Annotated in this window: 21 protein-coding genes; 7 read left to right on the forward strand and 14 right to left on the reverse strand. The window is 43.3% G+C overall.

From position 1 onward, the window contains the following. The first annotated feature begins 94 nt into the window (after positions 1-94). The gene (locus VSA01S_RS01780; protein ID WP_039978827.1) at positions 95-1,462 is read left to right on the forward strand and encodes a Do family serine endopeptidase; all 1,368 of its coding nucleotides are present in this window, start codon (positions 95-97) and stop codon (positions 1,460-1,462) included. A gap of 156 nt (positions 1,463-1,618) precedes the next feature. Continuing rightward, positions 1,619-2,686 (forward strand): outer membrane-stress sensor serine endopeptidase DegS, encoded by a 1,068-nt coding sequence (gene degS / locus VSA01S_RS01785; protein WP_039978825.1) that lies wholly within the window; start codon positions 1,619-1,621, stop codon positions 2,684-2,686. A 39-nt stretch (positions 2,687-2,725) separates the two neighbouring features. Here degS and parC read toward each other — a convergent pair whose 3' ends face one another. The 6 genes from parC to nudF all read right to left on the reverse strand — a co-directional run bounded on the left by parC (position 2,726) and on the right by nudF (position 9,743). Further along, positions 2,726-5,014 carry a DNA topoisomerase IV subunit A gene (gene parC / locus VSA01S_RS01790; RefSeq protein ID WP_039978824.1) on the reverse strand — a complete coding sequence of 763 codons (2,289 nt, stop codon included), beginning with the start codon at positions 5,012-5,014 and terminating at the stop codon, positions 2,726-2,728. A 3-nt stretch (positions 5,015-5,017) separates the two neighbouring features. Beyond that, positions 5,018-6,898 (reverse strand): DNA topoisomerase IV subunit B, encoded by a 1,881-nt coding sequence (gene parE, locus VSA01S_RS01795; protein ID WP_039978821.1) that lies wholly within the window; start codon positions 6,896-6,898, stop codon positions 5,018-5,020. A gap of 241 nt (positions 6,899-7,139) precedes the next feature. Then, positions 7,140-7,724 carry an esterase YqiA gene (yqiA, locus tag VSA01S_RS01800; RefSeq protein ID WP_039978819.1) on the reverse strand — a complete coding sequence of 195 codons (585 nt, stop codon included), beginning with the start codon at positions 7,722-7,724 and terminating at the stop codon, positions 7,140-7,142. A gap of 55 nt (positions 7,725-7,779) precedes the next feature. Further along, on the reverse strand, positions 7,780-8,586 hold the full coding sequence (gene cpdA, locus VSA01S_RS01805; RefSeq protein WP_102857592.1) for a 3',5'-cyclic-AMP phosphodiesterase: 807 nt from the start codon (positions 8,584-8,586) through the stop codon (positions 7,780-7,782). Positions 8,587-8,650: 64 nt separating this feature from the next. After that, on the reverse strand, positions 8,651-9,094 hold the full coding sequence (locus VSA01S_RS01810; protein ID WP_039978815.1) for a DUF1249 family protein: 444 nt from the start codon (positions 9,092-9,094) through the stop codon (positions 8,651-8,653). Position 9,095: 1 nt separating this feature from the next. Next, entirely contained in the window at positions 9,096-9,743 is a 648-nt protein-coding gene (gene nudF, locus VSA01S_RS01815; RefSeq protein WP_039978814.1) for an ADP-ribose diphosphatase, read from the reverse strand. A 387-nt stretch (positions 9,744-10,130) separates the two neighbouring features. On the opposite strand from nudF, the gene tolC reads away from it, so the two are divergent. Further along, positions 10,131-11,459, forward strand: a complete 1,329-nt coding sequence (tolC, locus tag VSA01S_RS01820) for an outer membrane channel protein TolC (protein WP_039978990.1) — start codon at positions 10,131-10,133, stop codon at positions 11,457-11,459. A 166-nt stretch (positions 11,460-11,625) separates the two neighbouring features. On the opposite strand, the gene hldE is transcribed toward tolC, so the two are convergent. The 3 genes from hldE to VSA01S_RS01835 all read right to left on the reverse strand — a co-directional run bounded on the left by hldE (position 11,626) and on the right by VSA01S_RS01835 (position 17,694). Beyond that, on the reverse strand, positions 11,626-13,056 hold the full coding sequence (gene hldE / locus VSA01S_RS01825) for a bifunctional D-glycero-beta-D-manno-heptose-7-phosphate kinase/D-glycero-beta-D-manno-heptose 1-phosphate adenylyltransferase HldE (RefSeq protein ID WP_039978812.1): 1,431 nt from the start codon (positions 13,054-13,056) through the stop codon (positions 11,626-11,628). 76 nt (positions 13,057-13,132) lie between these two features. Continuing rightward, entirely contained in the window at positions 13,133-15,982 is a 2,850-nt protein-coding gene (gene glnE / locus VSA01S_RS01830; RefSeq protein WP_039978811.1) for a bifunctional [glutamate--ammonia ligase]-adenylyl-L-tyrosine phosphorylase/[glutamate--ammonia-ligase] adenylyltransferase, read from the reverse strand. Positions 15,983-16,161: 179 nt separating this feature from the next. After that, entirely contained in the window at positions 16,162-17,694 is a 1,533-nt protein-coding gene (locus VSA01S_RS01835; RefSeq protein WP_039978810.1) for a CYTH and CHAD domain-containing protein, read from the reverse strand. Positions 17,695-17,899: 205 nt separating this feature from the next. Between VSA01S_RS01835 and VSA01S_RS01840 the strand changes: the two genes are divergently transcribed. From VSA01S_RS01840 to VSA01S_RS01850, 3 genes are all read left to right on the forward strand, one after another. Further along, the gene (locus VSA01S_RS01840; RefSeq protein ID WP_039978988.1) at positions 17,900-18,580 is read left to right on the forward strand and encodes a TIGR00153 family protein; all 681 of its coding nucleotides are present in this window, start codon (positions 17,900-17,902) and stop codon (positions 18,578-18,580) included. Positions 18,581-18,710: 130 nt separating this feature from the next. Beyond that, positions 18,711-19,970: an inorganic phosphate transporter gene (locus VSA01S_RS01845; RefSeq protein WP_039978809.1), complete on the forward strand. Its 1,260-nt coding sequence runs from the start codon at positions 18,711-18,713 to the stop codon at positions 19,968-19,970. 166 nt (positions 19,971-20,136) lie between these two features. Then, entirely contained in the window at positions 20,137-20,748 is a 612-nt protein-coding gene (locus tag VSA01S_RS01850) for a TIGR04211 family SH3 domain-containing protein (RefSeq protein WP_039978807.1), read from the forward strand. A 153-nt stretch (positions 20,749-20,901) separates the two neighbouring features. On the opposite strand, the gene VSA01S_RS01855 is transcribed toward VSA01S_RS01850, so the two are convergent. Beyond that, positions 20,902-21,654 carry a general secretion pathway protein GspB gene (locus VSA01S_RS01855; protein ID WP_039978805.1) on the reverse strand — a complete coding sequence of 251 codons (753 nt, stop codon included), beginning with the start codon at positions 21,652-21,654 and terminating at the stop codon, positions 20,902-20,904. Further along, positions 21,654-23,300: an ExeA family protein gene (locus tag VSA01S_RS01860; protein ID WP_039978804.1), complete on the reverse strand. Its 1,647-nt coding sequence runs from the start codon at positions 23,298-23,300 to the stop codon at positions 21,654-21,656. Before VSA01S_RS01860 ends, VSA01S_RS01855 begins: the two co-directional genes overlap by 1 nt. 335 nt (positions 23,301-23,635) lie before the next feature. Here VSA01S_RS01860 and VSA01S_RS01865 point away from each other — a divergent pair, with 335 nt between their 5' ends. Beyond that, on the forward strand, positions 23,636-24,859 hold the full coding sequence (locus VSA01S_RS01865) for a multifunctional CCA addition/repair protein (RefSeq protein ID WP_039978802.1): 1,224 nt from the start codon (positions 23,636-23,638) through the stop codon (positions 24,857-24,859). A gap of 79 nt (positions 24,860-24,938) precedes the next feature. On the opposite strand, the gene VSA01S_RS01870 is transcribed toward VSA01S_RS01865, so the two are convergent. Genes VSA01S_RS01870 through folB form a run of 3 tightly spaced genes read right to left on the reverse strand, consistent with a single transcriptional unit; the run spans position 24,939 to position 26,602 of the window. Further along, a complete protein-coding gene (locus tag VSA01S_RS01870) occupies positions 24,939-25,748 on the reverse strand; it encodes an undecaprenyl-diphosphate phosphatase (protein ID WP_039978800.1) in 810 nt (269 codons plus the stop codon). A 15-nt stretch (positions 25,749-25,763) separates the two neighbouring features. Then, positions 25,764-26,246, reverse strand: coding sequence for a 2-amino-4-hydroxy-6-hydroxymethyldihydropteridine diphosphokinase (folK, locus tag VSA01S_RS01875; protein WP_039978799.1), 483 nt, complete (start codon positions 26,244-26,246; stop codon positions 25,764-25,766). After that, positions 26,243-26,602 (reverse strand): dihydroneopterin aldolase, encoded by a 360-nt coding sequence (gene folB, locus VSA01S_RS01880; protein WP_039978798.1) that lies wholly within the window; start codon positions 26,600-26,602, stop codon positions 26,243-26,245. Before folB ends, folK begins: the two co-directional genes overlap by 4 nt. Between the last annotated feature and the right edge of the window lie 28 nt (positions 26,603-26,630).

Here is a 26,630-nt window from a genome sequence, read left to right on the forward strand (position 1 = left end):
CCATTGCCACCATCATTTCTATACCCTAACTAAGTATTACTGAGATAAAGTTAGGGCTATCTTATGGCAGACCTGTTTTTAAAGGAGTTATTGGATGAAAAAACCATTACTTGCACTAACCTTTTTATCTTTAAGCTTGGGCTCTATGCTTGCTCCAATCACTGCGAACGCAGCCCTTCCATTTAGCGTAGACGGACAGCAATTACCTAGCCTTGCTCCAATGTTAGATAAAGTAACCCCCGCAGTTGTCAGTATTGCAGTTGAGGGGAAACACGTCGAAACCAAGCGTATTCCAGAGCAATTTCAATTCTTTTTTGGACCAGAGTTTCCATCAGCTCAAACTCAAGAGCGTCCATTTAAAGGCCTAGGCTCTGGCGTAATCGTTGATGCCGATAAGGGCCAAATTGTCACCAACTACCACGTAATCAAAGGCGCTGATGATATCCGAGTGCGTCTTCATGATGGCAGAGAGTACGATGCTGAACTCATCGGTGGAGATGAAATGTCAGATGTTGCTCTACTAAAACTCGAAAAAGCCAAAGATTTAACCGAAATAAAAATTGCCGACTCCGATAAGCTAAATGTGGGTGACTTTACTGTTGCTATTGGTAATCCATTTGGACTTGGTCAGACTGTAACTTCTGGTATTGTATCAGCACTTGGTCGGAGTGGCTTAAATCTTGAAAACTTTGAAAACTTCATTCAGACCGATGCTGCAATTAACAGCGGTAACTCCGGAGGTGCTCTAGTTAATCTAAATGGTGAACTAATAGGTATAAACACTGCAATATTAGGTCCAAACGGTGGTAATGTCGGTATTGGATTCGCTATTCCATCTAATATGATGAAGAACCTTACCGAACAAATTCTTGAATTTGGCGAAGTTAAACGAGGTATGCTAGGTGTTCAAGGTGGTGAAGTAACATCGGAACTTGCTGAAGCTCTAGGCTATGAATCAAGTAAAGGAGCTTTCGTCAGTCAAGTTGTTCCAGATAGTGCCGCTGATAAAGCTGGATTAGAAGCGGGTGATGTTATCATCACTATAAATAACAAATCGATTGATACCTTCTCGGAGTTGCGCGCTAAAGTGGCGACACTAGGCGCAGGCAAACAAGTGAACCTTGGTGTTATTCGTGATGGCAAGAAAAAAGACTTTAACGTTACGTTAGGTGAATCCAAAAACATGAAAGCCAAGGCGGAAAATCTACATGAAGGTTTGAAAGGCGCTGAACTAAGCAACACAACACCAAATGATCAAATTCAAGGCGTGAAAGTTACTAAGGTAGAGAGTAAATCTCCGGCGGCACGATATGAACTGAAAAAAGGCGATATCATCATTGGCGTCAACCGCCAAAGAGTGAAGAATTTAGCCGAATTAAGAGCCTTAATAGAGAAACAAGATGGCGTATTAGCGATGAATATCCAACGTGGTGCTCGTACGCTTTACCTTGTCATACGTTAATTTTATTTTCTTCTCCAACTCAATGAACTAAACGTTTCATTGTCAGGGTTTGTTTAAAAGGGCAAGCGAAGCATCGTCTTGCCCTTTTGTAATTAGACAATGTAGTGCTATCCTTGAAGGTTCTATTTATATAAAGTTTTTCGCTGTGGAGAGGTTATGCTTAGCTTTTTGTTACGTTCTGTGTTGTTAGGCTTAGCTACTGCTGCGGTTCTGTTACTTGCGCTTCCTTCTCTGCGCAGTAAACTAATACCTACAGCTTTAGTCTCCCCTCAACCTCTTAATACATCGTCATTTGAAGTCTCTTTTAACCCTGCAGTAAGAAGAGCTGCACCTGCAGTTGTTAATATTTATAGCCGTAAATATGTTGAAAATGATCGCAATAAGCTCTCAACTCAGGGACTGGGTTCTGGTGTGATAGTCAGTGATAAGGGCTACATTATCACTAACTACCACGTTGTTGCTCAGGCAGATCAAATTGTTGTCGCGCTCCAAGATGGGCGAGTTGCTGCAGCACAATTGGTAGGTACAGACAAACGCACTGATATTGCAATTTTACGAGTTGAAGGCACAAACTTACCTGTTATCCCTCAAAATCCTGACTACAAACCACGGGTCGGCGATGTGGTTCTCGCTATTGGTAACCCATACAATTTAGGTCAAACGACGACCTTTGGGATTATATCTGCTACAGGCCGCTCTTCAATTAGCGATGGTCGCCAAGCTTTCATTCAGACCGACGCTGCAATCAATGACGGAAATTCTGGCGGTGCATTAGTGAATACTCAAGGAGAACTAGTCGGGATCAACACCGCTTCATTTCAGCAAGCAACAGACCTTGAAACTTATGGGATATCTTTTGCAATCCCAGCGCCTTTAGCTAATAAAATCATGCAGAAAATTATTGCTGATGGTCGTGTTATTCGAGGTTATATCGGCATTGATGGACAAGATATTAATTCTGTCACCGCACGTCTATTAGGCAATGAGCACATAGGTGGTATTGTCGTTTTAGGTATTGACCCTAATGGTCCAGCAAATCTGGCAGGCTTTAAAAAGCAAGATATAATCATCAGTATTAACGGAACTAAAGTTCAAGGGCGACAAAGTGTCATGGATATTGTTACCGACTTACGTCCAGGAACCAGCGTTGACGTTGGAATTATTCGTAAAGGTAAACAAATGAACTTAACCGTCACTATCGCTGAAGATAAACAAGAATCATAAAAAGCTCCCAGCCATTGGCTGGGGCTTTTTATTCAGTTTTTATTCACTATCGCTTAAATCTTCCACGGCTTCTGAACGACCACTTAGATCGATTTCAATACGAGTTACACGTTGTAAACCTCGTGGCAATAAAACACCTCGTCGGCCACGTTCTCCTCTGAAGTTATCTAGGTCAGCTTGCTTTAATCCTAGCTTGCGTTTACCCGCATATAAGGTTAAAACCCCTCCTTGAGGTAGTGCCATTAAATGGGATAAGACTTCTTCACGCTCTTTAGCCTTAGCTGAAGGAATATTAATGATTTTATTCCCTTTACCCTTCGCCAATTGTGGTAAGTCTTTAATCGGGAAAAGTAGCATACGGCCTTGATTGGTAATTGCCAAGATTTCATCTGAATCTAAATGAGCAATGGCTTTTGGTGTCATGACTTCGGCGTTGGCTGGTAGAGTAATCAAGGCCTTACCACTGCGGTTCTTAGAAAGTAAATCAGAACCTTTACATACAAAGCCATAACCGGCGTCTGAGCCGACTAACCATAACTGCTCTTCTTCACCCATGATCACCTGGCGAATGCTGCTGCCTGCTGTGATATTTAAACGTCCAGTGATTGGCTCACCTTGACTACGAGCTGATGGCAAAGTGTGTGATTCAATGGCATAGCTTCGACCATCACTACCAAACAGAACCGCTTGCTGGTTACTTTTACCTCGCGCATGTGCGAGGTATTTATCACCTGATTTATAGCTCAAGCCTTGCGCATCCACTTCGTGGCCTTTTGCATGGCGAATCCAGCCTTTTTCAGATAACACAACCGTAATCGGTTCACTTGGTACTAAATCGCGCTCTGTAAGTGCTTTAGCTTCTGCACGTTCAACGATTGGAGAACGACGATCATCTCCGTATTTGTCTGCATCAGCCTTGATTTCTTTCTTCAGTAGCGTGTTTAGACGACGCTCAGAGCCCAGTAACTGTTCTAACTTCTCACGCTCTTTTTCTAGCTCGTCTTGTTCACCACGGATCTTCATCTCTTCTAGCTTGGCTAGATGACGAAGTTTGGTATCTAGAATCGCATCCGCTTGGATATCGGTGATCCCAAAGCGCTCCATTAGCACCGCTTTGGGATCATCTTCAGTACGAATGATCTCAATCACTTCATCTAGGTTTAGATAAGCAACCAACAAACCTTCCAAGATGTGTAGGCGCGCCATTACTTTGTCTAGACGATGTTGCAAGCGGCGACGAACAGTGGTGCGACGAAATTCGATCCATTCAGACAGAATTTGCACCAAGCCTTTAACTTGAGGGCGGTTATCCAACCCGATCATGTTTAAGTTTACTCGGTAGCTACGTTCAAGATCCGTTGAAGCAAACAGATGGTTCATCAACAAGTCACAATCAATACGATTCGATTTAGGAACAATCACAATGCGAGTTGGGTTCTCATGGTCCGATTCATCACGAAGATCATCCACCATCGGCAGCTTCTTGGCACGCATTTGGTTTGCAATCTGTTCGAGCAATTTTGCGCCAGAAACTTGATGCGGCAAAGAAGTAATAACGATATCTGTTCCTTCTTTACACCAAACCGCACGCATCTTGACGCTGCCACGACCGTTGCGATAAATCTTCTCAATATCGGCTTGAGGCGAAATAATTTCCGCTTCGGTTGGATAATCTGGACCTTTTACAAACTGCATCACATCTGACAGTTCTGCCTTCGGGTTATCGATCAAATGAATGGTTGCTTCAGCCACTTCACGCACATTGTGAGGTGGAATATCTGTTGCCATACCAACAGCAATACCCGTCACCCCATTAAGCAAAATATGGGGAAGACGTGCTGGTAACATTTGCGGCTCTTTCATCGTGCCATCAAAGTTTGGCTGCCACTCAACCGTGCCTTGACCTAACTCACCAAGTAAAACTTCTGCAAACTTCGATAGTTTTGCTTCGGTATAACGCATTGCTGCGAACGACTTCGGATCATCGGGTGCACCCCAGTTACCTTGCCCATCAACCAATGGATAACGGTAAGAGAAAGGCTGCGCCATCAATACCATCGCTTCATAACAGGCTGAATCGCCATGGGGGTGGTATTTACCCAACACGTCACCAACCGTACGTGCGGATTTTTTGTATTTAGCTGATGCCGAAAGACCGAGCTCCGACATAGCGTAAATGATGCGTCGTTGAACCGGTTTCAAACCATCACCAATATACGGTAATGCTCGGTCCATGATTACGTACATCGAGTAGTTTAGATAAGCGTCTTCTGTGAACTTGCGCATCGGCAACTGTTCAACGCCATCGTAAGTAATTTCTGTAGACATCCGTTAAACCTCTGCCATATCACCGTTATTTTGTAGCCAAGAACGACGATCATCTGCTCGTTTTTTACCAAGCAACATGTCCATCATTTCCATAGTTGCCACAGAGTCATCAATAGTTAATTGCACTAAACGGCGTGTATTAGGATCCATCGTCGTTTCACGCAATTGCAGTGGGTTCATTTCACCCAAACCTTTAAATCGCTGGACATTAATCTTGGCTTTCTTCTTCGACAAACGTTCTAGTACGCCATCTTTTTCGTCATCATCTAGGGCATAGAATACTTCTTTACCACAGTCGATACGATACAGAGGCGGCATCGCGACATAAATATGCCCCGCTTCCACCAATGCACGGAAGTGTCGAGTAAATAAAGCACACAATAGGGTTGCGATATGTAAACCATCCGAGTCCGCATCGGCAAGAATACAGATCTTACCGTAACGCAAGCTATCTAGGTTGTCGCTGTCAGGATCGATCCCCAAAGCGACAGAGATGTCGTGTACTTCTTGTGAAGCAAGAACTTGGTCTGCGGATACTTCCCACGTGTTGAGGATCTTACCACGCAGTGGCATCACTGCTTGGAACTCACGATCACGTGCCTGTTTGGCTGAGCCGCCCGCCGAGTCACCCTCGACAAAGAAGATTTCAGTACGATTAAGATCTTGTACAGAACAGTCTGTCAACTTACCTGGCAATGCCGGACCTGATGCAACTTTCTTACGTACTACCTTTTTGCTCGCACGCATACGGCGATGTGCGTTAGCAATACAGACCTCTGCAAGCTGCTCTGCTAAATGCGGTTTCTCATTAAGCCAAAGACTAAAGGCATCTTTTACTACCCCAGAAACAAAAGCAGCGGTTTGACGAGAAGAGAGACGCTCTTTGGTTTGCCCAGCGAACTGTGGATCTTGAATCTTGACCGACAAAACATAGGAGCAGCGATCAAAAACATCATCACCAGTAAGTTTCACACCACGAGGCAGCAAGTTACGGAATTCACAAAACTCACGCATGGCATCAAGCAAACCTTGTCGTAAGCCATTTACGTGGGTACCGCCTTGCGCTGTTGGGATAAGGTTTACATAGCTTTCGGTGATCATCTCACCACCTTCTGGCTGCCAGATTACCGCCCAATTTGCCGCTTCTGTCTCAGCCGAGAATTCCCCCGTAAATGGCGCTTCGGGTAATACTGGGTAACCTTTTACTCCCTCAGTGAGGTAATCTTTTAGACCATCTTCGTAATACCATTTATGGTCTTTGTTGTTTACTTTATCAATAAAGGTAATTTCTAGACCCGGACACAGTACCGCTTTCGCACGCAAGTTATTAACCAAGCGCGTGACTGAGAAATTTGCTGAATCAAAATACTTGGCATCTGGCCAGAAGTGCACACTCGTACCACGGTTACGACGGCCACAGGTACCTGTGACAGTAAGATCTGACACTTTATCGCCATTTTCAAACGCAATTTCATATACTTGACCATCACGACGTACCGTCACTTCAACACGTTTAGATAGTGCATTTACTACAGAGATACCGACACCGTGTAGACCACCAGAAAACTGATAGTTTTTATTAGAGAATTTACCACCTGCGTGAAGCTTACATAAGATAAGTTCAACACCTGATACTTTTTCTTCTGGGTGGATATCGACAGGCATGCCCCGACCGTCGTCAATAACTTCCAAGGATTGGTCAGCATGGAGGATAACCTGTACTTTTGAGGCGTGCCCGGCCAGCGCTTCATCGACACTGTTATCGATGACTTCTTGGCCCAAGTGGTTTGGGCGTGCTGTATCCGTATACATCCCTGGTCGGCGACGTACTGGCTCCAAACCGTTCAGTACTTCAATAGCACCAGCATTATATTGTTCAGTCATAATACGGAATTTTTCTCAATGTTAGTTTGTTGACCCAATGAGATGCATAACAACACCCAACTTGATCAACGGAATAAAGCTGCCCCGTTTACCTATTCATCGAGAAGACAAGTAAACAGAGCAGTACGGAGCTCATACTCCTAGATTTGTCGCCAAACATAGTCTGGAAGAGCAAGGATTATGTCAAGTAACGGTTGGAACTCATCGTTTAGCTGACGATTTTCCAACCACCTTATCAATATTATAGTGCGAGAAACTTGATGATTTCAGCAGGGTAACGTTCAAAGCCAACAAAACTATGATCACCTCCCTCTTCGACTGTCTGCTGCGCGAGAGCAAATTTCTCCACCGCTTGACGATAGTTTAAAACTTCATCTTCAGTTTGCTGCAATAGCCAAAAAGATTGCGGCGAAACAAGCCGCTCTACATCAAGTGCTTTTAATTCATCAATATGGTGATATTCAAGCGTGTAAGTTTCACTGGTATAAGGATTGGTTTGCTGGCCTAAGTAATCCACAAGTAATTCATAAGGCTTCACCGCAGGGTTAACCACCACAGCCCGAAGACCATATTGAGCATTAAGCCATGTAGAAAAATATCCTCCGAGAGAGCTACCGATTAACCCTATGGTGTAATCATTATTATAATAATCAACAATATCCGTCAAACTCTTTGCTGCCTGAGCAGGAAAGGAAGGTAATTGTGGAACAACCACCTTAATATCTGGCCTATGCTGCTCGCAGTAGTCTTTCATGAGTCTTGCCTTCACAGACAGTGGTGAGCTATTAAAGCCATGTATATATAGCAGTAGTGAAGGTTTACACATTTTTACCTCATCATAAAAAGTAATATCGAGTGTTAAAATCCATCAAGGATAAGGACTAATAGCCACTGGAAGTAAAGTCGGGTTGGTATAAGCCATCCGGCAAGCGTTTTACCTCTGTTGTAATATCACCATTGGCATGGAGCTCTAATTCACGCCAACCTGGAGAAGTCACATCTAAAGCAAAGTCATCGGAGTTAGGTTTAAACTGCACACAGGTTGAAGGGGTTGCCATCACACGGATGCCATTATCCATTACATTCATATCTTGATGGACGTGACCACACACAATGCCTTTCACATTATTATGTTGGCGAATCACTTGCCAAAATTTATCCGCACCTTTCAAATTATGCTGGTCAAGCCAAGCACTACCAACTAAAAGAGGATGATGGTGTAGTAAAATCAATGCGTAGCGATCTGGAAATAGGGCAAGTTTAGTATCGAGCAGAACTAATTGTTCTTGGCTAAGCTGACCATGTGGTACACCGACTACTTGAGAATCAAGTAAAATGAGTTGCCAATGCTCACCCAACAATACATGCTCTTCGGCCTTAATTTGTGCAGAAGGGAAAACATCTCTCATATTAGGCTTAAAATCATGATTACCTGGCAGCCAAAAGCACGTTTTTTTCAGTGGTGCAATTGCTTGTGCAAAGCGCAAATAAGATGCAGTACTATGGTCCTGAGAAATATCTCCAGTCGCTAAAATATATTCAAATGGTACCTGTTGGCAAAGGATCGCTTTAACTACAGCATTAAAGCTGTCAGCGGTTTTCACGCTTAGCAAATTGCCCTCATCTGTTGCAAATAGATGAGTATCTGTAATTTGTAGTAGCTTGATGCTGTCACTCGATAAATGCAAACTAAAAGCCCAATTCATCCACGTTATCGTTATTGATTATTGCTGTTGACTACCTAAGTGAGTATCAACTTAACTGCAATGGGGTTCTACTAATGCCACTGCGTAAGCAAAACGTCAACCATTCTCCAAGAAATGTATTAAGTTGATGCTTCTCATCTTTTTGCATCAGTTTATTGTTTGGGTAATCATACTTGGCTTTAATACGAGAGAAAGCACCACTTGAAAAGACTTCTGCAACTCTAGCATCATGATAAAGCCTGACAGACATCGTAGGTAAAGGGAATACAGGGGCATCATTGCTTTGGTATATTTCAACAACCGTGGTATATTTTGTGATTTCATTCACAGTTAACTGATAGAACATATCTGCAACTTGGTAACAACGAACATCTCCCACAACATAAGAACCTGATAGTAATGCATTTAGCTTAGCGTAATTGGTCTCATAAGTTCTCATTAAACCAGCTAAGTCGACATGATATCGCTGTTTTTCCGCTACTTGCACCATTTTATTCTCCGCTTTTCGCGGGCTGACCCCACTGAATTTGTAGTGTTTGATAATTTAATTGTAGCCACTGCAGAGCAATAATGGCCGCACTATTTTCGAAAACACCATCGGCTAGCCACTGATTAGCTGATTCTCGACTTACCACATGGACCTTAATATCTTCATTTTCAGTCTCTAATCCATGAATCCCATGTGCTTGAGTTGCATCAACTTTACCAATAAACAGATCCAATTTTTCAGAGCAACCACCTGAAGACGGATAGTAGGAAACAAGCGACTTAAGCCGTTCAATCTCAATCCCTGCTTCTTCTTCTGCCTCTCGACAAACTACGGACGCAGCCGTTTCACCTTGTTCAATCATTCCTGCCACAATTTCCATTTGCCAAGGACAAGCATCTTCAATAGCACCAACTCGAACTTGCTCAATGAGAACAACTTGATCGGTCACAGGATCATAAGGCAATACTGCTGCAGCGTGGCCACGCTCAAACATTTCTCGTTCAACAATACCGCTCCACCCTCCAGCAAATAGACGGTGCCTAAAGTGGTATCTCACCATCTTAAAAAAACCTTTAAAAACGGTATCTTTTGCTATTACTTCTATATCTTGGGAAGTAAAACCTTGTTGTCGCTGATCGCCATTTTGCATTGAACACCTCTCTGAGTGAGTTCATTAGTGTACTCATTGTTATTCCCTTGCTCAAAGTACTTGATTCAACTTTTTTGTATGATGTCTAAATTATTTTAATAAACAAGGCATTCTGAGTGTTATTTTTATAAATAAAATGTCATTACGAGTGTAAGTCTTAAAATGATAAGTTGATAATAAACACCACAGCCGCAATATCGGTCAGGAAATTTATGAACCTAAGTACTAGAATCTCATAGTGACTCCTAAAGAAAGGGCTTACTTCACTTCTTTTTTTTTGTAGGAAAGGTGAGCTAAGTGTAAAAAAGTGCAAACACTGAAGTAAACAATACAAAAACTAAGTTAAAATACTGAGAATTAAACAATCTATAGACCGCGAGAATGGAAATGAAAAAACTGCTTCCACTATTTATCAGCGCAGCACTAGGCAGTCTGAGCGCCGCAACATGGGCAGACTCTTTATCTGAAATCTATGATGTAGCGAAACAAAATGATCCACAGTTGCTCAATGCCGCCGCAGAGCGTGATATGGCTTTTGAAGCAATCAACTCCACCCGCAGTGTCTTACTTCCACAGATTAAACTCAGTGCAGGTTACACAATTACTCGTGGTGATACTGATTCTCAAAATTCTGCCCTTAGTGGCAGCACGGATCAAAATGAGCTTTCCGCTGGTGTTGGGTTTAGTCAAGAAATCTATAACCGTAGTTCTTGGATCGCACTAGACACTGCAGAAAAAAGTGCCCGCCAATCCGATGCTAAGTACGCAGCAACTCAACAGGGGTTAATCCTACGCGTCTCTCAAGCATATTTTGATGTGCTGCGTGCCAATGATAATCTGGTGTTTGTTCGTGCAGAGAAAGCTGCTGTTGGACGCCAGCTTGAACAAACTAAACAACGTTTTGATGTTGGCTTGTCCGCCATCACTGATGTTCACGATGCTCAAGCACAGTACGACGCAGTGTTGGCTGACGAAGTACTCGCACAAAATAAATTAATTAACAACTATGAGGCGTTACGTGAAATCACAGGGCAAGAACACAAGAACTTAGACGTTTTAAATACAGAACGCTTCTCAGCAAGCCCTTCTGAAGAATCATCACAAGCTCTTATAGAAGAAGCGAAAAATAAAAATCTTAGCTTACTGTCATTCCGTATTGCTCAAGATATTGCTCGAGACAATATTTCTTTATCAAATTCGGGACACCTGCCAAGCTTGTCTCTTGACGGCGGATATAACTACTCAGACGTAACTAATAGTTCAAGAAACAATACCACTGATGGCCTCAATATCGGACTTAATTTAGAAGTACCATTATATACTGGTGGACGTGTCAGCTCTGATGTAAAACAGGCCGAATACAAATATGTTTCTGCTAGCGAACTGTTAGAAAAGGAATATCGCAGTGTGACCAAAGAAGTTCGAGCGCAGAATAACAACATTAATGCGTCAATCGGCGCAATTAAAGCATATGAACAATCAGTGATATCAGCTAAATCTGCACTTGAAGCAACAGAAGCAGGTTTTGACGTTGGAACTCGTACTATTGTAGATGTTTTAGAAGCCACTCGTCGCTTATACGACGCAAATAAGAGCTTATCCAACGCACGTTATGACTACATTCTGGCTCGACTTCAGTTACATCAAGCAGTGGGAAGTCTCAGTGAACAAGATATCATTGATGTCAATGCAGGGCTGATTACAACTAAAAAATAAAGTCGTATACCTAAGTAATCTCATCAAGAGAATTTATAATATCAAAACTAAAACGCCAGTTGAAAAATCAACTGGCGTTTTTATATTTACTCTCTTAATTGCAACCCAAAAAGTGCGAACACAACCAAGAAATAAGGCCACGTATTCCGCCCACCAAAGACAACACTTAGCCTTTTCCGCCTTTAATCGCGTTGATGATTTCACTGGTGGAGCAACCGTCTTCAAAATTTAAGACACGAACTTCACCACCTGCAGCAATCACTTCTTTACCACCAGCAATTTCTTCAGGTTTATAATCGCCGCCTTTAACAAGTAAACTCGGCAAAACTTCAGAGATCAAACGCTGTGGTGTATCTTCGCAAAATGGCACCACCCAATCGACTGCACCGAGCCCAGCAAGCACCGCCATTCGGCGATCCGTTGGATTAACAGGACGACCCGGGCCTTTTAAGCGTTTGACTGACTCATCAGTGTTAACCGCGACAATTAGTCGGTCGCCCAACTCTGCAGCGTGGTTGAGATAAGATACATGGCCTGCGTGCAAAATATCAAAACAACCATTGGTCATCACCACTGTTTCACCTTTAGCGCGGCTTTTCTTGACGGCCTCAATTAATGTTGATTCTGAAATCACCCCATAGTCGGTATCTTGACTACCGTGCACAGCTTCAGCCAGTTCCACCTCTGATAAGGTTGATGTACCTAGTTTACCCACCACGACGCCTGCCGCTGCATTAGCGAGTGCGCAAGCCTCTTGAAACGATTTACCTGCAGCGATTGACGCTGCCAAAACAGAAATTACCGTATCACCCGCACCTGTTACGTCATACACTTCTTTCGCTTGAGTTGGTAAGTGGAACGGTTTTTGGCCTCTTTGGATCAACGTCATACCGTGCTCACTGCGGGTCACCAGTAACGCTTCAAAATCGAACTCTTCAACCAAGGCAAGGGCTTTTTCGATAAGCTCTTGCTCAGAGGTCACTTTACCAACCACATCCTCGAATTCTTTCATATTAGGCGTTAATAACGTCGCACCACGATAACGTTCAAAGTCAGCCCCCTTTGGATCAACAAAAACAGGCACTTTCGCAGCTCGTGCTTTCTGAATATAAGCTTGAACGTGCTCTAATGATCCTTTGGCGTAATCTGACATAATCACCGCTTGAACATTAGGGAGCGTACTTTCCATACGAGATAGTACCGGTTCTGGGTCGGTATTTTCGAACTTATCTTCAAAATCCAAACGAATTAATTGCTGGCTACGACTCATCACCCTGAGTTTGGTAATGGTTGGATAATTAGGTAATGCAACAAAGTCACACTTCACTTTGAGTGAGTTTAAGGTTTCTGTCAGTACTTTGGCAGGTTCATCAATACCAGTAAGACCAACAATATGAGCATGGCCACCCAGTGAAGCGATATTCATTGCGACGTTAGCAGCACCGCCCGGGCGTTCTTCATTATTTTCTACTTTAACAACAGGCACTGGGGCTTCTGGTGAAATACGCCCAGTTGGGCCATACCAGTAACGGTCGAGCATAACATCACCGATAATGAGTACGCCAGCACTGTTGTAGTCAGGTAGAATAGGTTTCATTGTTGGTCTCCAAAAATTCAATCAACATAAGTTTAACACAGGCTTTTTGTCGGCAGAACTCCGCACTGTTAAGTTACTATTTTGTAGTCAGCCATTGCTGCCAAGCTTGCTGAACCCACTCTCGCTCTGTAATAAACTTTGTTTGTGCTACATCTGCATCTAAGTTGAGTAAGTTTCGACGATGGATCTCATCTCGCATCGATGTGTAGGCTTGTGTTAGGCGCACCGCTTGCTCTTCTTCCATTACTTGCTGAGCAATTAACGTTTCGAAAATACGAACATTATCACACCAACGTGTCAATTTAGGTTTATCATGACTGAAGTTAAGTACAAGATATTGCGCCAGAAACTCGATATCGGTAATCCCGCCAACATCTTGCTTCAGCATAAAACGCCCTGCCTTTTGACCACCAAGGTGATGACGCATTTTTTCACGCATTTCAACCACATCGCGCTGTAATTTAGCTTGCTCCCGTGATTTACATAGAACATCGTAACGTATGTTACGAAAGGCGATGGAGAGTGGTTCATCTCCATAAATGACACGAGCGCGCACTAAGGCTTGGTGTTCCCACGTCCATGCTTCTTGATGTTGGTATTCATCAAAAGCCAACGTTGGACTCACCAATAAACCAGATGCACCGGATGGTCGTAAGCGGGTATCAACATCATATAAAATACCTGATGCTGTCCGTGTTGAAAAAATATGAATTATGCGCTGTGCCAGCCTAAGATAAAATTGGCGGCCATCGATTTCCTTTTTACCATCGGTATACACGTCGACAGGGCAATCGTGCATAAAAACAATGTCTAAGTCTGAGTTATATCCTAGTTCCCAGCCGCCGACTTTGCCATAGCCGATAACCGCAAACCCTTTCCCTTCCCGTTGTTGGAGGTGGGTGGGCTCACCGTATTTCTCGGATACTTGTAACCAAGCTTGCTGTACCACTGCTTCGACAATCGCTTCGGCTAAATAGGTCAGGTGATCACTGACTTTCATTATCGGCAATGCTCCAGCAATATCCGCCGCTGCAATGCGTAACATACAAATTTGCTTAAATTGTCGTAAAGCATCCATTTGCTGTTCCATGTCATCTTCTGGAATTCGTGCCAGAAAGTCGCGTAGCTCAGTTTGGTAGCTATCCAACGGAATTGGGCGATAAAGATGCTGAGGATCAATCAGTTCATCCAATAAAATGGGGTAACGTGACAACTGCTCCGAAATCATTGGGCTGGCGGTACATAAACGAACTAACTGTACGAGGGCGGCTGGATGCTCATCGAGTAATTCTAAATAGGTTGTACGAGTACAAATATTGTACAGTAAATGCAACACTCGAGATAAACCAAACATCGCTTCTGGATGAGAAAAAATGGTCGAAAAAACTTTTGGCATCAAACGAGCTAGGACTTCTCGTCCTCGAGGCCCCAATGTTTTCTTGGCTAAGTCGGCTTTAAATTGAATGATTTCTTTCGTCATCGTCTCTACGTCATGCATGGCAAGATCTTGACTTAGGATCTGCTCAACGACATCGTACTTTGCCGCCATATCCCAAAGCTCATAGAAATGGCGTGCCACCTCTTGAGCTTCATCTTCTTCTTCATCACCAATCAAACTTTCAAATACGATATGCACCCGGTGCATGTGTTGATGGATCTCTTCTAACAACGCGTCCCATGAGGGACTTCTCATCGCTATAGCGAGTTTAAGGCGCTCCTCTTCCGCTTCAGGTAAAGTTTGTGTTTGCTTGTCTGCCATGGCTTGCATCAAGTTTTCTAGTTGACGTAAATAGCGATATGCTGCTGTCAAATAATTCACCTGATCTTGAGGTAACTGCCCTAATTGACCAATCGCTTCAAGGGTTTCTAACAATCCTCTTCCTCGTAAAGACGGCTCTCGACCACCACGGATCAACTGAAAAGATTGTGCAATAAACTCGATCTCGCGAATCCCTCCTGAACCTAGTTTTATGTTATGACTTAGCCCTCGACGTCGCACCTCACTGCTGATCATTGATTTCATACGACGTAGTGATTGGATAGCACTAAAATCGATATAACGCCGAAAAACAAAAGGACGTAACATCTGGCGTAATTCTTGATATTGTGGGTACATCTCACATCCCATGACTCGAGCTTTGATCATGGCATAACGTTCCCAATCCCGTCCTTGCTCTTGATAATAATCCTCAAGAGCTGCATAGCTCATCACCAGCGGGCCGCTTTCACCAAATGGACGTAAGCGCATATCGACTCGGTAACAAAATCCATCGAAGGTTTGTTGATCCAGCGCTTTGATTATCCGCTGCCCAAGACGCGTAAAGAACTGGGCATTTGAAATACTACGGCGTGTCCCTTGAGTTTCACCGTTTTCTGGATAGGTAAATATCAAGTCAATGTCAGAGGAAAAGTTGAGCTCTCCTCCGCCCAATTTGCCCATTCCTATAATGAGCATCGGTTGGGCTTCACCAGCTGCGTTAGTTGGTGTGCCCCACTCTTTGCAACACACCTTGTATTGCCATTGATACGTTTCAACGATCATCGCCTCTGCTAATTGTGACAAATGATGCAAAGATTCTTCTAAGGTCCATCCATGTGTGAAATCTTTCCAAGCGATGTAAACCATCTCACGGCGACGAAACTGACGTAGAACGCGATGAGCGGCACTCTCATCTTGGCTTTCTGCCAAAAGACTGGCCAATTGTTCGCGATACTCTTGTTGACGTTGTTTCTCCGCTAACATGCTCGGTAAACACTGAGCAAGATCATCATCTTGAGCAATCGCATCAATTACAAATTGACTCAAACCGGATATAAAGCGAAATTGCTCTGCCACATCTTCTGGCCACTGTTGGTAATAACCCTTTTTTTCAGCCTGCTGTACCGCCATATAAGAGATAGAAACCAGTCGTTGAGGCAATTGCATAGTTCTTCCTTGTGTAAAATTGCAACAATAGAGCGTAATAGCATATCAGCTCAGTTTGTAGTCACGGTGATCCAAAAAGCAACGCTCAGTCAAATACAGTGGGCGACTTATAGAGACTTATTGATACCTACACAAAGCGAAATACCGACATTTCGCTTTGTGACTTGATGCTATAATGATTAATCTCGCCAGTAAGGCGCTACTTCAATACCAATTGCTCGAGTTTGATCCATAGCATGAAGAATAGAGCGCTCTTGCCGCTGCAACCAGCGCTCCAATTGCTCTTGTTCTTCTCCTTGTAGCATACCTACTAAAGGTAATAGGTGATTCAACATTAACAGGTCATCAATACCATAGACTAAGTCTTCCCAAGGTAAACGAAATGCATTCCTTTCATTGGGGTCGTACAAACTGGCAAAACCAATCCCCGTATACAAATTACGTTGTAAACGGTAACGTTGATCAACATATGCTTGGGCAGACAATTCTCGTTCAATAGGGAAAGCTTCAACGAGCTCAGCCCAAGTACGATCCAACTGTATAATAGAAAAAGGCTGAATATTACTCGACAGTTTTTCACGCGCTCTATCATCTAAAAAAGGTTGCCAGCCTCGGGTCAAGATCCAGCGACTCAAATCCAAAAGTAACCCCGTATAACGTGCAGAGCATAATAAATTAAGCGTTTCATCTCGACTTGGTAGTTCTTCAAATTGCTGAGTTAATTCTGAGACTAAGAATTTACGAGCATCCAATTTACGCAGAACATTCCCTTTATCTTCAAGTAATTCTTCAAGGTGGGCATGTTCATCCAGCCAATCAAACTCTCCTTCAAGCCACTTAAGTTCCTGACGTAAAAGAGCGCTTGCGCGGCGCGGAACCATACCGCCAAAAATGGTGAGCGTCTGTCGGATAAATCGAATTGCATTGATAATTTCACGCAAGGCTGCGACACAATCACGCTCAATATAAATTTGCTCGTGATAATGCCAATGGGACAATGCATGTTCCAGAGAATGAATTAGGCAGTTTTCGACACTGTCTTGTCTTTTGCTATCCACTAACGATAAAGGTTGAACTTCATCGCCAATGTACCCTTGCGCTAAACGGTATCCTTTTGCAGCTTTACTGAGATTACCCAAGCGCATTCCCCCCGCTTCACATAACGTACGAGCTAAAGTGAATAACGCATCGGTTTGACCTGATTTTAGTTCCAATTCGACTTCACAAATCGGCTCACTAACTTCTTGACCATCGTTATCGAAGGCAATGACAGAGCCTTGGTCAAACGCAACTTCAATTTGACTGCCATCAGATAAACTGATCAACCACTGCTCACGCAGAAAGTTTGTTGAAAATAATGGCGCCAACTCAAACTGCAAAGTTTCAATATCTTTGCCATCAGGCCAAATGTCAGAAGGGTGAAGTGTGAGCTCAGGCTCATTTTTAGTATGTTCCGCATTGTATTCGGGCCTTTGATGAAGGCCCGCGACAACACGCCCTGCGGTTTTTACTGTTTGAACAAAAACATCATCAAATCGGCGGATTCTTAGTCCAATGTCATGCTTTCTTAGCCATTCATCAGCCGTATCAAAATAGATGTTACCTAGGTCGCGACAACTGTGCTGCAGTACTTTAGTCTCAGCAATTTTTGCCTTTAAAGTTTCTGAAAATTCAGGAGAAACAAAAAACTTCAGTTCTATCTCGGTTTCCATAACTATACCTTTCAACGCAGATAGAAACAGGATATTGCCTAATTTATCAGACGGCAAGTAAGAAATATCCGCTGAATGATGATCTAAAACAGTTTTAATGAACCATGTAATGCGTTAACATGCGCGCCTTTATAGCCATCGTTCAACATTTCGCCAAGAAATGGTGTATGTTTTTTTAAGGTTATAGTGATTAGGTTGAATGGCCATGCCAGTAAATACAATTATGGGGTTATTTGCAAAGTCCCCGATTAAACCTTTGCAACGCCACGTTGTGTGTGTCAATGAATGTTGCTCGCATCTAGTTAAGTTCTTCGAAGTATCTTCAAAGGGTGACTGGGAAAAAGCATCTGAAATCCGAGCTCAAATCTCTCATCTGGAGAGAGAAGCTGATGTACTAAAACGTGAGATCCGATTAAAACTGCCTCGCGGTTTGTTCATGCCAGTTGATCGTACTGACATGCTTGAGCTTCTAACTCAACAAGACAAACTGGCAAATCTGGCAAAAGATATCGCTGGTCGTGTTTATGGCCGTCAGCTTGTCATTCCAGAGGCTCTCCAACCAAACTTCCTTGCTTACGTTCAACGTTGCCTTGATGCGGCTAACCAGGCGCAAAAAGTCATCAATGAACTTGATGAACTTTTAGAAACAGGCTTCAAAGGCCGAGAGGTAACACTCGTTGCTGAAATGATTCATCAATTGGACGTGATTGAAGATGATACCGATGCAATGCAGATTGAACTACGTCAGCAATTAATGACTGTTGAATCTGACTTGAACCCAATCGATGTCATGTTCTTATACAAAATTCTTGAATGGGTGGGTGGTATCGCCGATCAAGCGCAGCGCGTAGGTGCTCGCTTGGAAGTGATGCTATCACGATCTTAAATCAATACGTTAACGACATAACGAAGAGCATCATTAACAAACAATAGAAGGACGCTGATAACCGTCAACGTCTTCATCATGTTGCGTGTGAAATTTTGCTCCGCTTGTTATAAAACAACTAGGTATTACGATGGATATCCTTGCGAACTACGGCACTGTCCTGATTATTGTTGCAGCAATTTTTGGTTTAATGATGGCAATTGGTATTGGTGCGAATGACGTTGCCAATGCAATGGGCACATCAGTAGGTTCAAAAGCACTAACGGTAAAACAAGCGATCATTATCGCAATGATCTTTGAATTTGCAGGTGCTTACCTTGCTGGCGGTGAAGTAACCGACACTATCCGTAAAGGTGTTATCGAAACATCTCTTTTTGCAAATCAACCAGACGTACTCGTGTTTGGTATGATGTCAGCCTTGCTTGCTGCTGGCACTTGGCTACTCCTTGCTTCTTATATGGGTTGGCCTGTTTCAACTACCCACTCAATTATTGGAGCCATTATTGGTTTCGCTTGCGTATCCGTCGGCACTGAAGCCGTAGACTGGACCAGCGTTCAAGGTATCGTCGGCAGCTGGCTTATCACTCCTGTTATCTCCGGTTTTTTTGCATACGCCATCTTTGTCAGTGCACAACGTCTAATTTTTGATACTGAAACTCCACTGATTAATGCCAAACGCTTTGTGCCAGTTTATATGTTCATTACGACAATGGTAATTGCCCTGGTAACTATCAAGAAAGGCCTTAAGCATGTTGGTTTACATCTAAACAATGGCGAAGCTTGGATGTGGTCTGCATTGGTTTCTACTGCCGTAATGGTGGGTGGCTATTACTACATTCAAAAGAAATTTGCTAATCGTGAAGAAGACCACAGTTTTTCTGGTGTAGAGGGCATCTTCAGCGTACTGATGGTTATTACTGCTTGTGCTATGGCTTTTGCTCACGGCTCTAATGACGTTGCTAATGCAATTGGTCCCCTGTCAGCAATTGTATCCACAGTTGAACACCTTGGTGAAGTAACAGCAAAAAGTACTATTGCATGGTGGATCCTACCACTAGGTGGCTTTGGTATTGTGGTTGGTCTAGCCACGCTGGGTCATAAAGTAATGGCAACGGTCGGCACAGGTATCACAGAACTTACACCAAGTCGTGGTTTTGCGGCTCAGCTTGCAACAGCTTGCACCGTTGTGCTTGCTTCGGGCACAGGTCTGCCCATTTCGACAACACAAACACTCGTAGGCGCTGTATTAGGGGTAGGTTTCGCTCGTGGTATTGCAGCATTGAATCTTGGAGTTGTTCGTAACATCGTTGCCTCATGGGTAGTAACACTACCTGCGGGTGCATTGTTAGCAGTAGTTTTTTTCTACGCAATCCAAGCAATATTTTCATAATTATCGCCTCGGCCACTGCATTTAAGTAATAAATTAATAACTAAGGGAGGGTAACCTCCCTTTCTTTTGTTGCACACAAGCTTGAAACTTCATACTATTCACTTATTTCAGGCTCGAATTATACGGCACCTGGACTATATCCAAGAAAATCGTTAAGGGATTTACTGTGAAAAAACTATTCATCACGGTTCTGTTTACACTGTTAGCAGTTCCAACAGCTCTCGCTGCAGACCGTTATATTTCGGATGATTTATTCACCTACATGCATTCTGGTCCAAACAATACATACCGTATTATGGGTAGTGTTAATGCTGGTGAGAAAGTAAAACTGCTGCAAGTAAACAAAGATACAGGTTACACTAAAGTGCGTGACTCTCGTGGTCGTACAGGTTGGGTACAAAATAAATTTGTAACCAGCCAAGAAAGTATGGCTAATCGTCTTCCACGTATCGAAAAAGAACTCGAGGAAGTCAAAAAGCAATTAGCAAATGCTCGTCAAAATTCAGATACTGAGAAAGCGGGTTTAGTCAATTCTCTAGAGACTCGAAACCAGCAGATCTCAGATCTTGAGAAAAAGTATTCTGAAATTAGTGACCAATTAACTTCTGTAGAAACAGAAAACCGTAAACTGCGTGCAAAACTGGATACACAGAAAGAAGATATGTTTATGAAGTACTTCGCTTACGGTGGTGGTGTCGCTGGTATTGGTTTGCTGCTTGGGTTATTCCTGCCAAGCTTAATGCCTCGCAGGAAAAAATCACCGGCGGGTTGGGCTTAAGGTTAACTGTTTTACTCACCTGGCTAATGAACTCAGCATTCAAGCAGACCCAAGACAAAATTTTATACGGAAAATTAAAAGCCAGTCACTTAATATCGACTGGCTTTTGACCCTCTTTTTAACCTATTGAACCTTTACCTGATCTCGACGACATTAACCTTTCCACTGGTAAGTCGAAGGAATGCTAATTTGTTCCCCTTGAAATTCAATGATTACTCCATGAGAGCTGATTTCTTTTAACAAGATTTGATTATCAATCAGGTCACCTTGATGATATTCCACATCGTTAATTTTGACCCATCGACGTTGCTCATCGCTGGAATAAATATGAATTTGAAAGTTCAGCGCTGGTAAACGCCCTCGCCATCTCTCTTTATCTGCTTCAAGCTGACTCACATTCGCGGCAGTTGAATCGGAATAACGCTTGCTTCCTGAATATCCATCTCTGTTGGTCAAGACATCTTCTACTGTCGAAGCAAGCTCAGGAGAAAGAGAAGTCAAGTCAATATCACTTAAAGTAACACCAAGAGTATCTTGACTATTCATCGTTGGGCTCGTTGGAACTTTATTCTTCAACATGGCTTTATTGGTTTCATTAGCCGATAAGGTGTCATTACCAGCTTGAGCAGTAAAACTGCCAATCACCCTTCTGACCTTAGCGACTGGCCATTCTCTCTGTAAAGACTGCAAAGTTTGTTGCTCCGGATAGTCGAGACTTTCAAACTTTGGCTTCATAACGCGAGTGGGTAACGACAAAGTTTCTTTAGGAAGCGGAACGGGTTGGACAGTCTCAACAATCGTCAAAGGTTCTGATCGCGGGTTAAATACCCCAAGGTACCAAGCAGAACCAATCGCACTTAAAGTGACAGGAATCAAAAAAGCGCCAAAATGTTTGGTCATAGACATTACAAATTCTCCTCATTAATCATACCTAACAGGGGCGCGTTGAGTTGAACATTTTGTTGCAAACGATCCAGTGTTTGTTTTCCAGCGATACCGTCAACATTCAAATCTTGCCAGCGTTGGAATAATTTAACTCGCTCTTTGATTGAGGAATCAAAGGTATCGGTTCCTAATGGCGATTCATTCACGGCTAATGCTAACAGTTGATCTAACACTTCAATCGCCGGCCCTTCCATTTCCAAACGTAAGGTCTCTCGTAAAGGCGCTTGCCAAAGCTCGATGATATTTCCTTGCCACAGTGGTTTTAACCAAGAGGTAGGTAAACGAAGACGTTGTTGGCCATTTAGCACCTCTACTTTGTTATCACCAATCGCGTATAGAACGACATAGCCAACTTTACCTTGGTAATTCAGCTCTAAGATAACCGGATGATTTTGGGCGACTAACATTGGCCAAGTCGTCATTTTACGCTGACATAACATGGTCGATTGAGCCTCGTTCAAACACAAATTGTCCCGAACTGATGACTCATACCCCCATTGTTGATATAACTCCCTGACGGCCAAGTGCGAATGAGGTTGTGCTAACAATAAGTTGCGTTGGTCCTCGGTCAAGTGGTTGTTTTGAGTCGGAGGAGAAGCAACAACAGCGGGACTTTCTGGCAAGGCTTCCTTTACGTCTGCAACTTGTATCGGTGCAGGTGTTGGGACTTGTGGTGTTAACGACATGCTCTGTACCATCAGCCAACCTAAGCCCAGTGCAGCCAGAACGCCAAGCGATGCGGTCCCCCAAGAAGGCCACTTCAGTGATGCTGATGTACTTCCTTGTTGGTAAATATCCGCTTGAAACTGCATCACCTCTTCGCAAGCCTGGTAAACGGTATTTCGATCAATGTCAGTATGGCCTTGATAAAAACTCAGATTGAGTGACTTGTCACAAATCAGGTTAATCAAGCGAGGGATACCATGACTGTATTTTGCAATCACTTTGGTCGAAAAGCGGTCAAATAAAGGCTGTTCACCGCCAGCTGTATGTAAACGGAATGCAATATAATCCGCGGTCTCTTTTTCATCTAAAGGCAGTAAATGATAGCGTCCTGTAATACGCTGCGCTAACTGACGTAATTGGGTCGTTTGTAACAACCTTTGTAATTCAGGCTGCCCAACGAGAAGCACTTTAAGTAGCTTTCTTGTATCTGTTTCTAAATTGGTCAAAAGGCGTAATTGCTCTAAAACATCAGCTGCCAAGTGCTGTGCTTCATCAATAACGAGCAAAGTTTGTAACCCCTGTTGATGATTATGCTGTAGATAAGCATAAATAGCTTGATGAAGCTGCTTTGGGGTCGCATTTGGTGGATAAATTATCTCAAACTCATCACAGATCGCTTCAAGTAGATCTTGACTAGAGAAAGTCGGATTTAAAATCAGACCAGCTTTTGTTTTCTGGTCAAGGTTAGCCAACATCACTTTAGCCACCGTTGTTTTACCTGTGCCAACCTCTCCAGTTAACATAGCAAAACCACCACCTTCACCCAAACCTGCCTTTAAATGCGTAATGGCTTCTTTGTGACGCTGGCTCAAATACAAATAACGTGGGTTTGGAACTATCGAAAAAGGCAGTTCAGCAAACCCAAAAAAGTCCTTATACATTAGGCTCTCCAGATACACTCCATTTCTTATTAATGAAGTTTCTTATATCAGACTAAAGAGACTCTTAGAGTCTGATTTAGTTCTTTTTTTACTTCCAATCATTACAAAATAATGACTTTTATCGAAATCTATCGACCTTTCGAGTGATTTTTGTGCAAAAGAAAAGTGACATTTCAAAACATTGTCATGCTACAAAAGCCATAAATGGCAGCAATAATCAGTACAAAAGCTCAACAGACCCTATTGATTTGGGGTAACATCGATTATCAATAGGGGCAAAGTACCACTGCTTGCCTCAATGTCCAACGTCATATCGATAAATTAAGAGGTAATTCGTGCAGGTTTATTTAGTCGGAGGGGCGGTTCGCGATCGTTTACTAGGGCTCACCAATCACGATAGAGATTGGGTAGTAGTAGGTTCAACCCCTCAAGAGATGCTAAATCAAGGCTATATTACGGTGGGTAAAGACTTCCCCGTTTTTTTGCACCCCAGCAATAAAGAAGAATACGCACTCGCACGGACTGAACGTAAATCTGGTCAAGGCTATACTGGTTTTGAGTGTTTTTTCGACCCATCAGTGACCCTAGAAGAAGACCTTCTTCGACGTGATTTAACCATTAATGCCATGGCCATTGATGAAGCGGGTGCACTACACGACCCTTACGGTGGTCAGCAAGATATTGAAAACAAGCAACTGCGCCATGTTTCTGAGGCATTTATTGAAGATCCGCTAAGAGTATTACGTGTGGCCCGCTTTGCGGCAAAGTTGGCACCTCAAGGCTTCCAAGTCGCTCAAGAAACCATGCAGTTAATGCGCCGTATTGTCGAAAGTGGTGAATTAGAGACACTCACCACAGAACGTGTGTGGCAAGAATGGCACAAATCCCTATCGAGCTCTCGTCCAGATGTATTTTTATCCGTACTTAGAGAGTGTGGCGCGCTCGCTATCGTGCTACCTGAGCTGGATAACTTATTTGGTGTGCCGCAACCCGCTCAGTGGCACCCTGAAATCGACACTGGCATTCATACATTAATGGTGGCCCATCAGGCCGCTATCTTAAGCGCCTCTTTATCGGTGAGGTTTGCTGCACAAGTACACGATCTCGGTAAGGGGCTCACGCCAGAAAGTGAGTGGCCAAGCCATAAAATGCACTGCCATACGGGTTTAAAACTTATTAAACAGTTATGTAAACGAGTCAAGGTCCCCAATGAGTTTAGAGACTTGGCGCTAATGGTCTGCGAGCAGCACTCCAACATTCATCGAGCCGCTGAGCTCAAACCGAAAACCATCCTTAAAGTTCTCAACAAATTTGATGTATGGCGCAAACCTGAACGTTTACCCGATATTTTACTGTGTTGCCAAGCCGATCACGCAGGCCGTAAAGGGTTAGAACATTTGCCCTACCCACAGGCGGAGATATTTACTAAAGCCTATCAAGCTGCAGCGGCCGTTGATGTTCAGGCTATTATCCGAGATGGTTTTACAGGCCAAGATATCCGTACTGAGCAAGATAAACGTCGAATTGAAGCAATTACAGTCGCACTTCGCAAAGCTTGAGACATCAACACATACTCAACTAACCAATCGAACTAGAAGGATGAAAAAAGGCCAACTCATTAGAGCTGGCCTTGAGAAATTAAGCACCATTGCTTAGTAAAAACGTGAATAATCCAATACCAAGAATCAAGCGGTAAATAACAAATGGCGTCATACCCATACGTGAAATAATCTTCAAGAAGAAGTGAATACACAGGTAAGCACTAATGAAAGATGTGATGATCCCAGTGAATAAAAAGCCCGTATGAACCGGTTCGCCACTGGTCACCAATTTCATCCCTAAATAGCCCCCCGCTAAAGTGATGATCGGAATTGACATTAAAAATGAAAAACGTGCCGCAGCTTCTCGAGTAAAGCCTAAGTAAAGCGCCGCCGTGATCGTCGCTCCAGAACGAGAAGTCCCTGGAATAATGGCTAGCGCTTGGGCAAAACCAATAAATAACGCTTGTTTCCATCCGGTTTGATATTCATCGACGGCTTGTTTTGCATGTTTATCCGCCCACCACAGCAATAAGCCAAACACGATAGTCGTGGTTGCAATTACATAAGCGCTTCGAAGGTAAAGCTCTATAATATCTTTCATTAATAGACCAAAGATACACGCAGGTATGGTGGCGATCACGATCATCCATGCCAGTTTTGCCTCTTTGCCTCGCTCCCCGCTAAAGATAGAAGCAAATAAAGCGCGTAATAACGTTATAACTTCTTGCCGGAAATAAATCACTACGGCCAGTAAGGTGCCGACATGCACTGCGACATCAAAAGCAAGCCCTTGATCTTCCCAGCCTAAGATCGCGGAAGGGAGAATTAAGTGCGCAGAGCTGGAAATCGGTAAGAACTCTGTCAGTCCTTGAATTAACGCCAGAATGAAGGCTTCAAAGTAACTCATATAAATAACTCGATATTATAGTGAAAGAGAAATCGGTGTAAGGGTGTCAACCGGCTGCATTGTTTGCCAAATCTCCGCGATGGTGCGCCCATCACCAGGGATAACCAATTTAGGATCGAGATCAAACAGCGGTTTGGTTACAAAAGGATATTTAAAAACATCACTGCGTGGTAGCTCAGGATCTTGAATGGAAAGACACGAACCAAACAAGATAAGATCAAGATCTAACGTTCGATCTTGATACTTTTGCGCGTCTTTTTCGCGCCCCCATTTGAATTCTATTTCACGCAATTCATGACTCAAGATTTCCAGTGATAACTGGGTAGAAAAACTAACCACAAAATTATAAAAAGGCTGGCTGCTAAAGCCAACCGGATCACATTCATATATCGGTGACACGCAAAGGTCAGAACCCAACTTTTGCAATTCAAGATAAGCCATTCGAGCATGCCGCTCTCTATCAATATTTGTGCCGACACCAATATACGCTTTTATCATGCTTGGCCTCGCTCAATCACTACACCAACAGTGCGCGCTTGAGGGACAGCCCCTGGTTTTGCTAAACGAATCTTCACCCAAGGAACAGAGAAACGCTGTGTGATAATGTCAGCAATTTCCTCAGCCACTCGCTCAATCAGTAAAAAACGGCCGTTTTCAATGTGATTAAGCACCGCTTCACTGACTTGCGAATAATCCAAGGCATCTTGAACATCATCACTTTTACCTGCTGGTTTGTTGTCATGCGCCATTTCTATGTCCAAAACCAGCTTTTGCTTGATTTGCTGCTCCCAGTCATAAACACCAATGGTGGTGAGCACTTCTAACTGTTCAATAAAAACTTTATCCAGAGCCATCTTCTCTATCCTTTTCTGCCAGAGGTCG

Source organism: Vibrio sagamiensis NBRC 104589, from assembly GCF_007990935.1.
In the GTDB taxonomy this organism is placed as follows: Bacteria; Pseudomonadota; Gammaproteobacteria; order Enterobacterales; family Vibrionaceae; genus Vibrio; species Vibrio sagamiensis.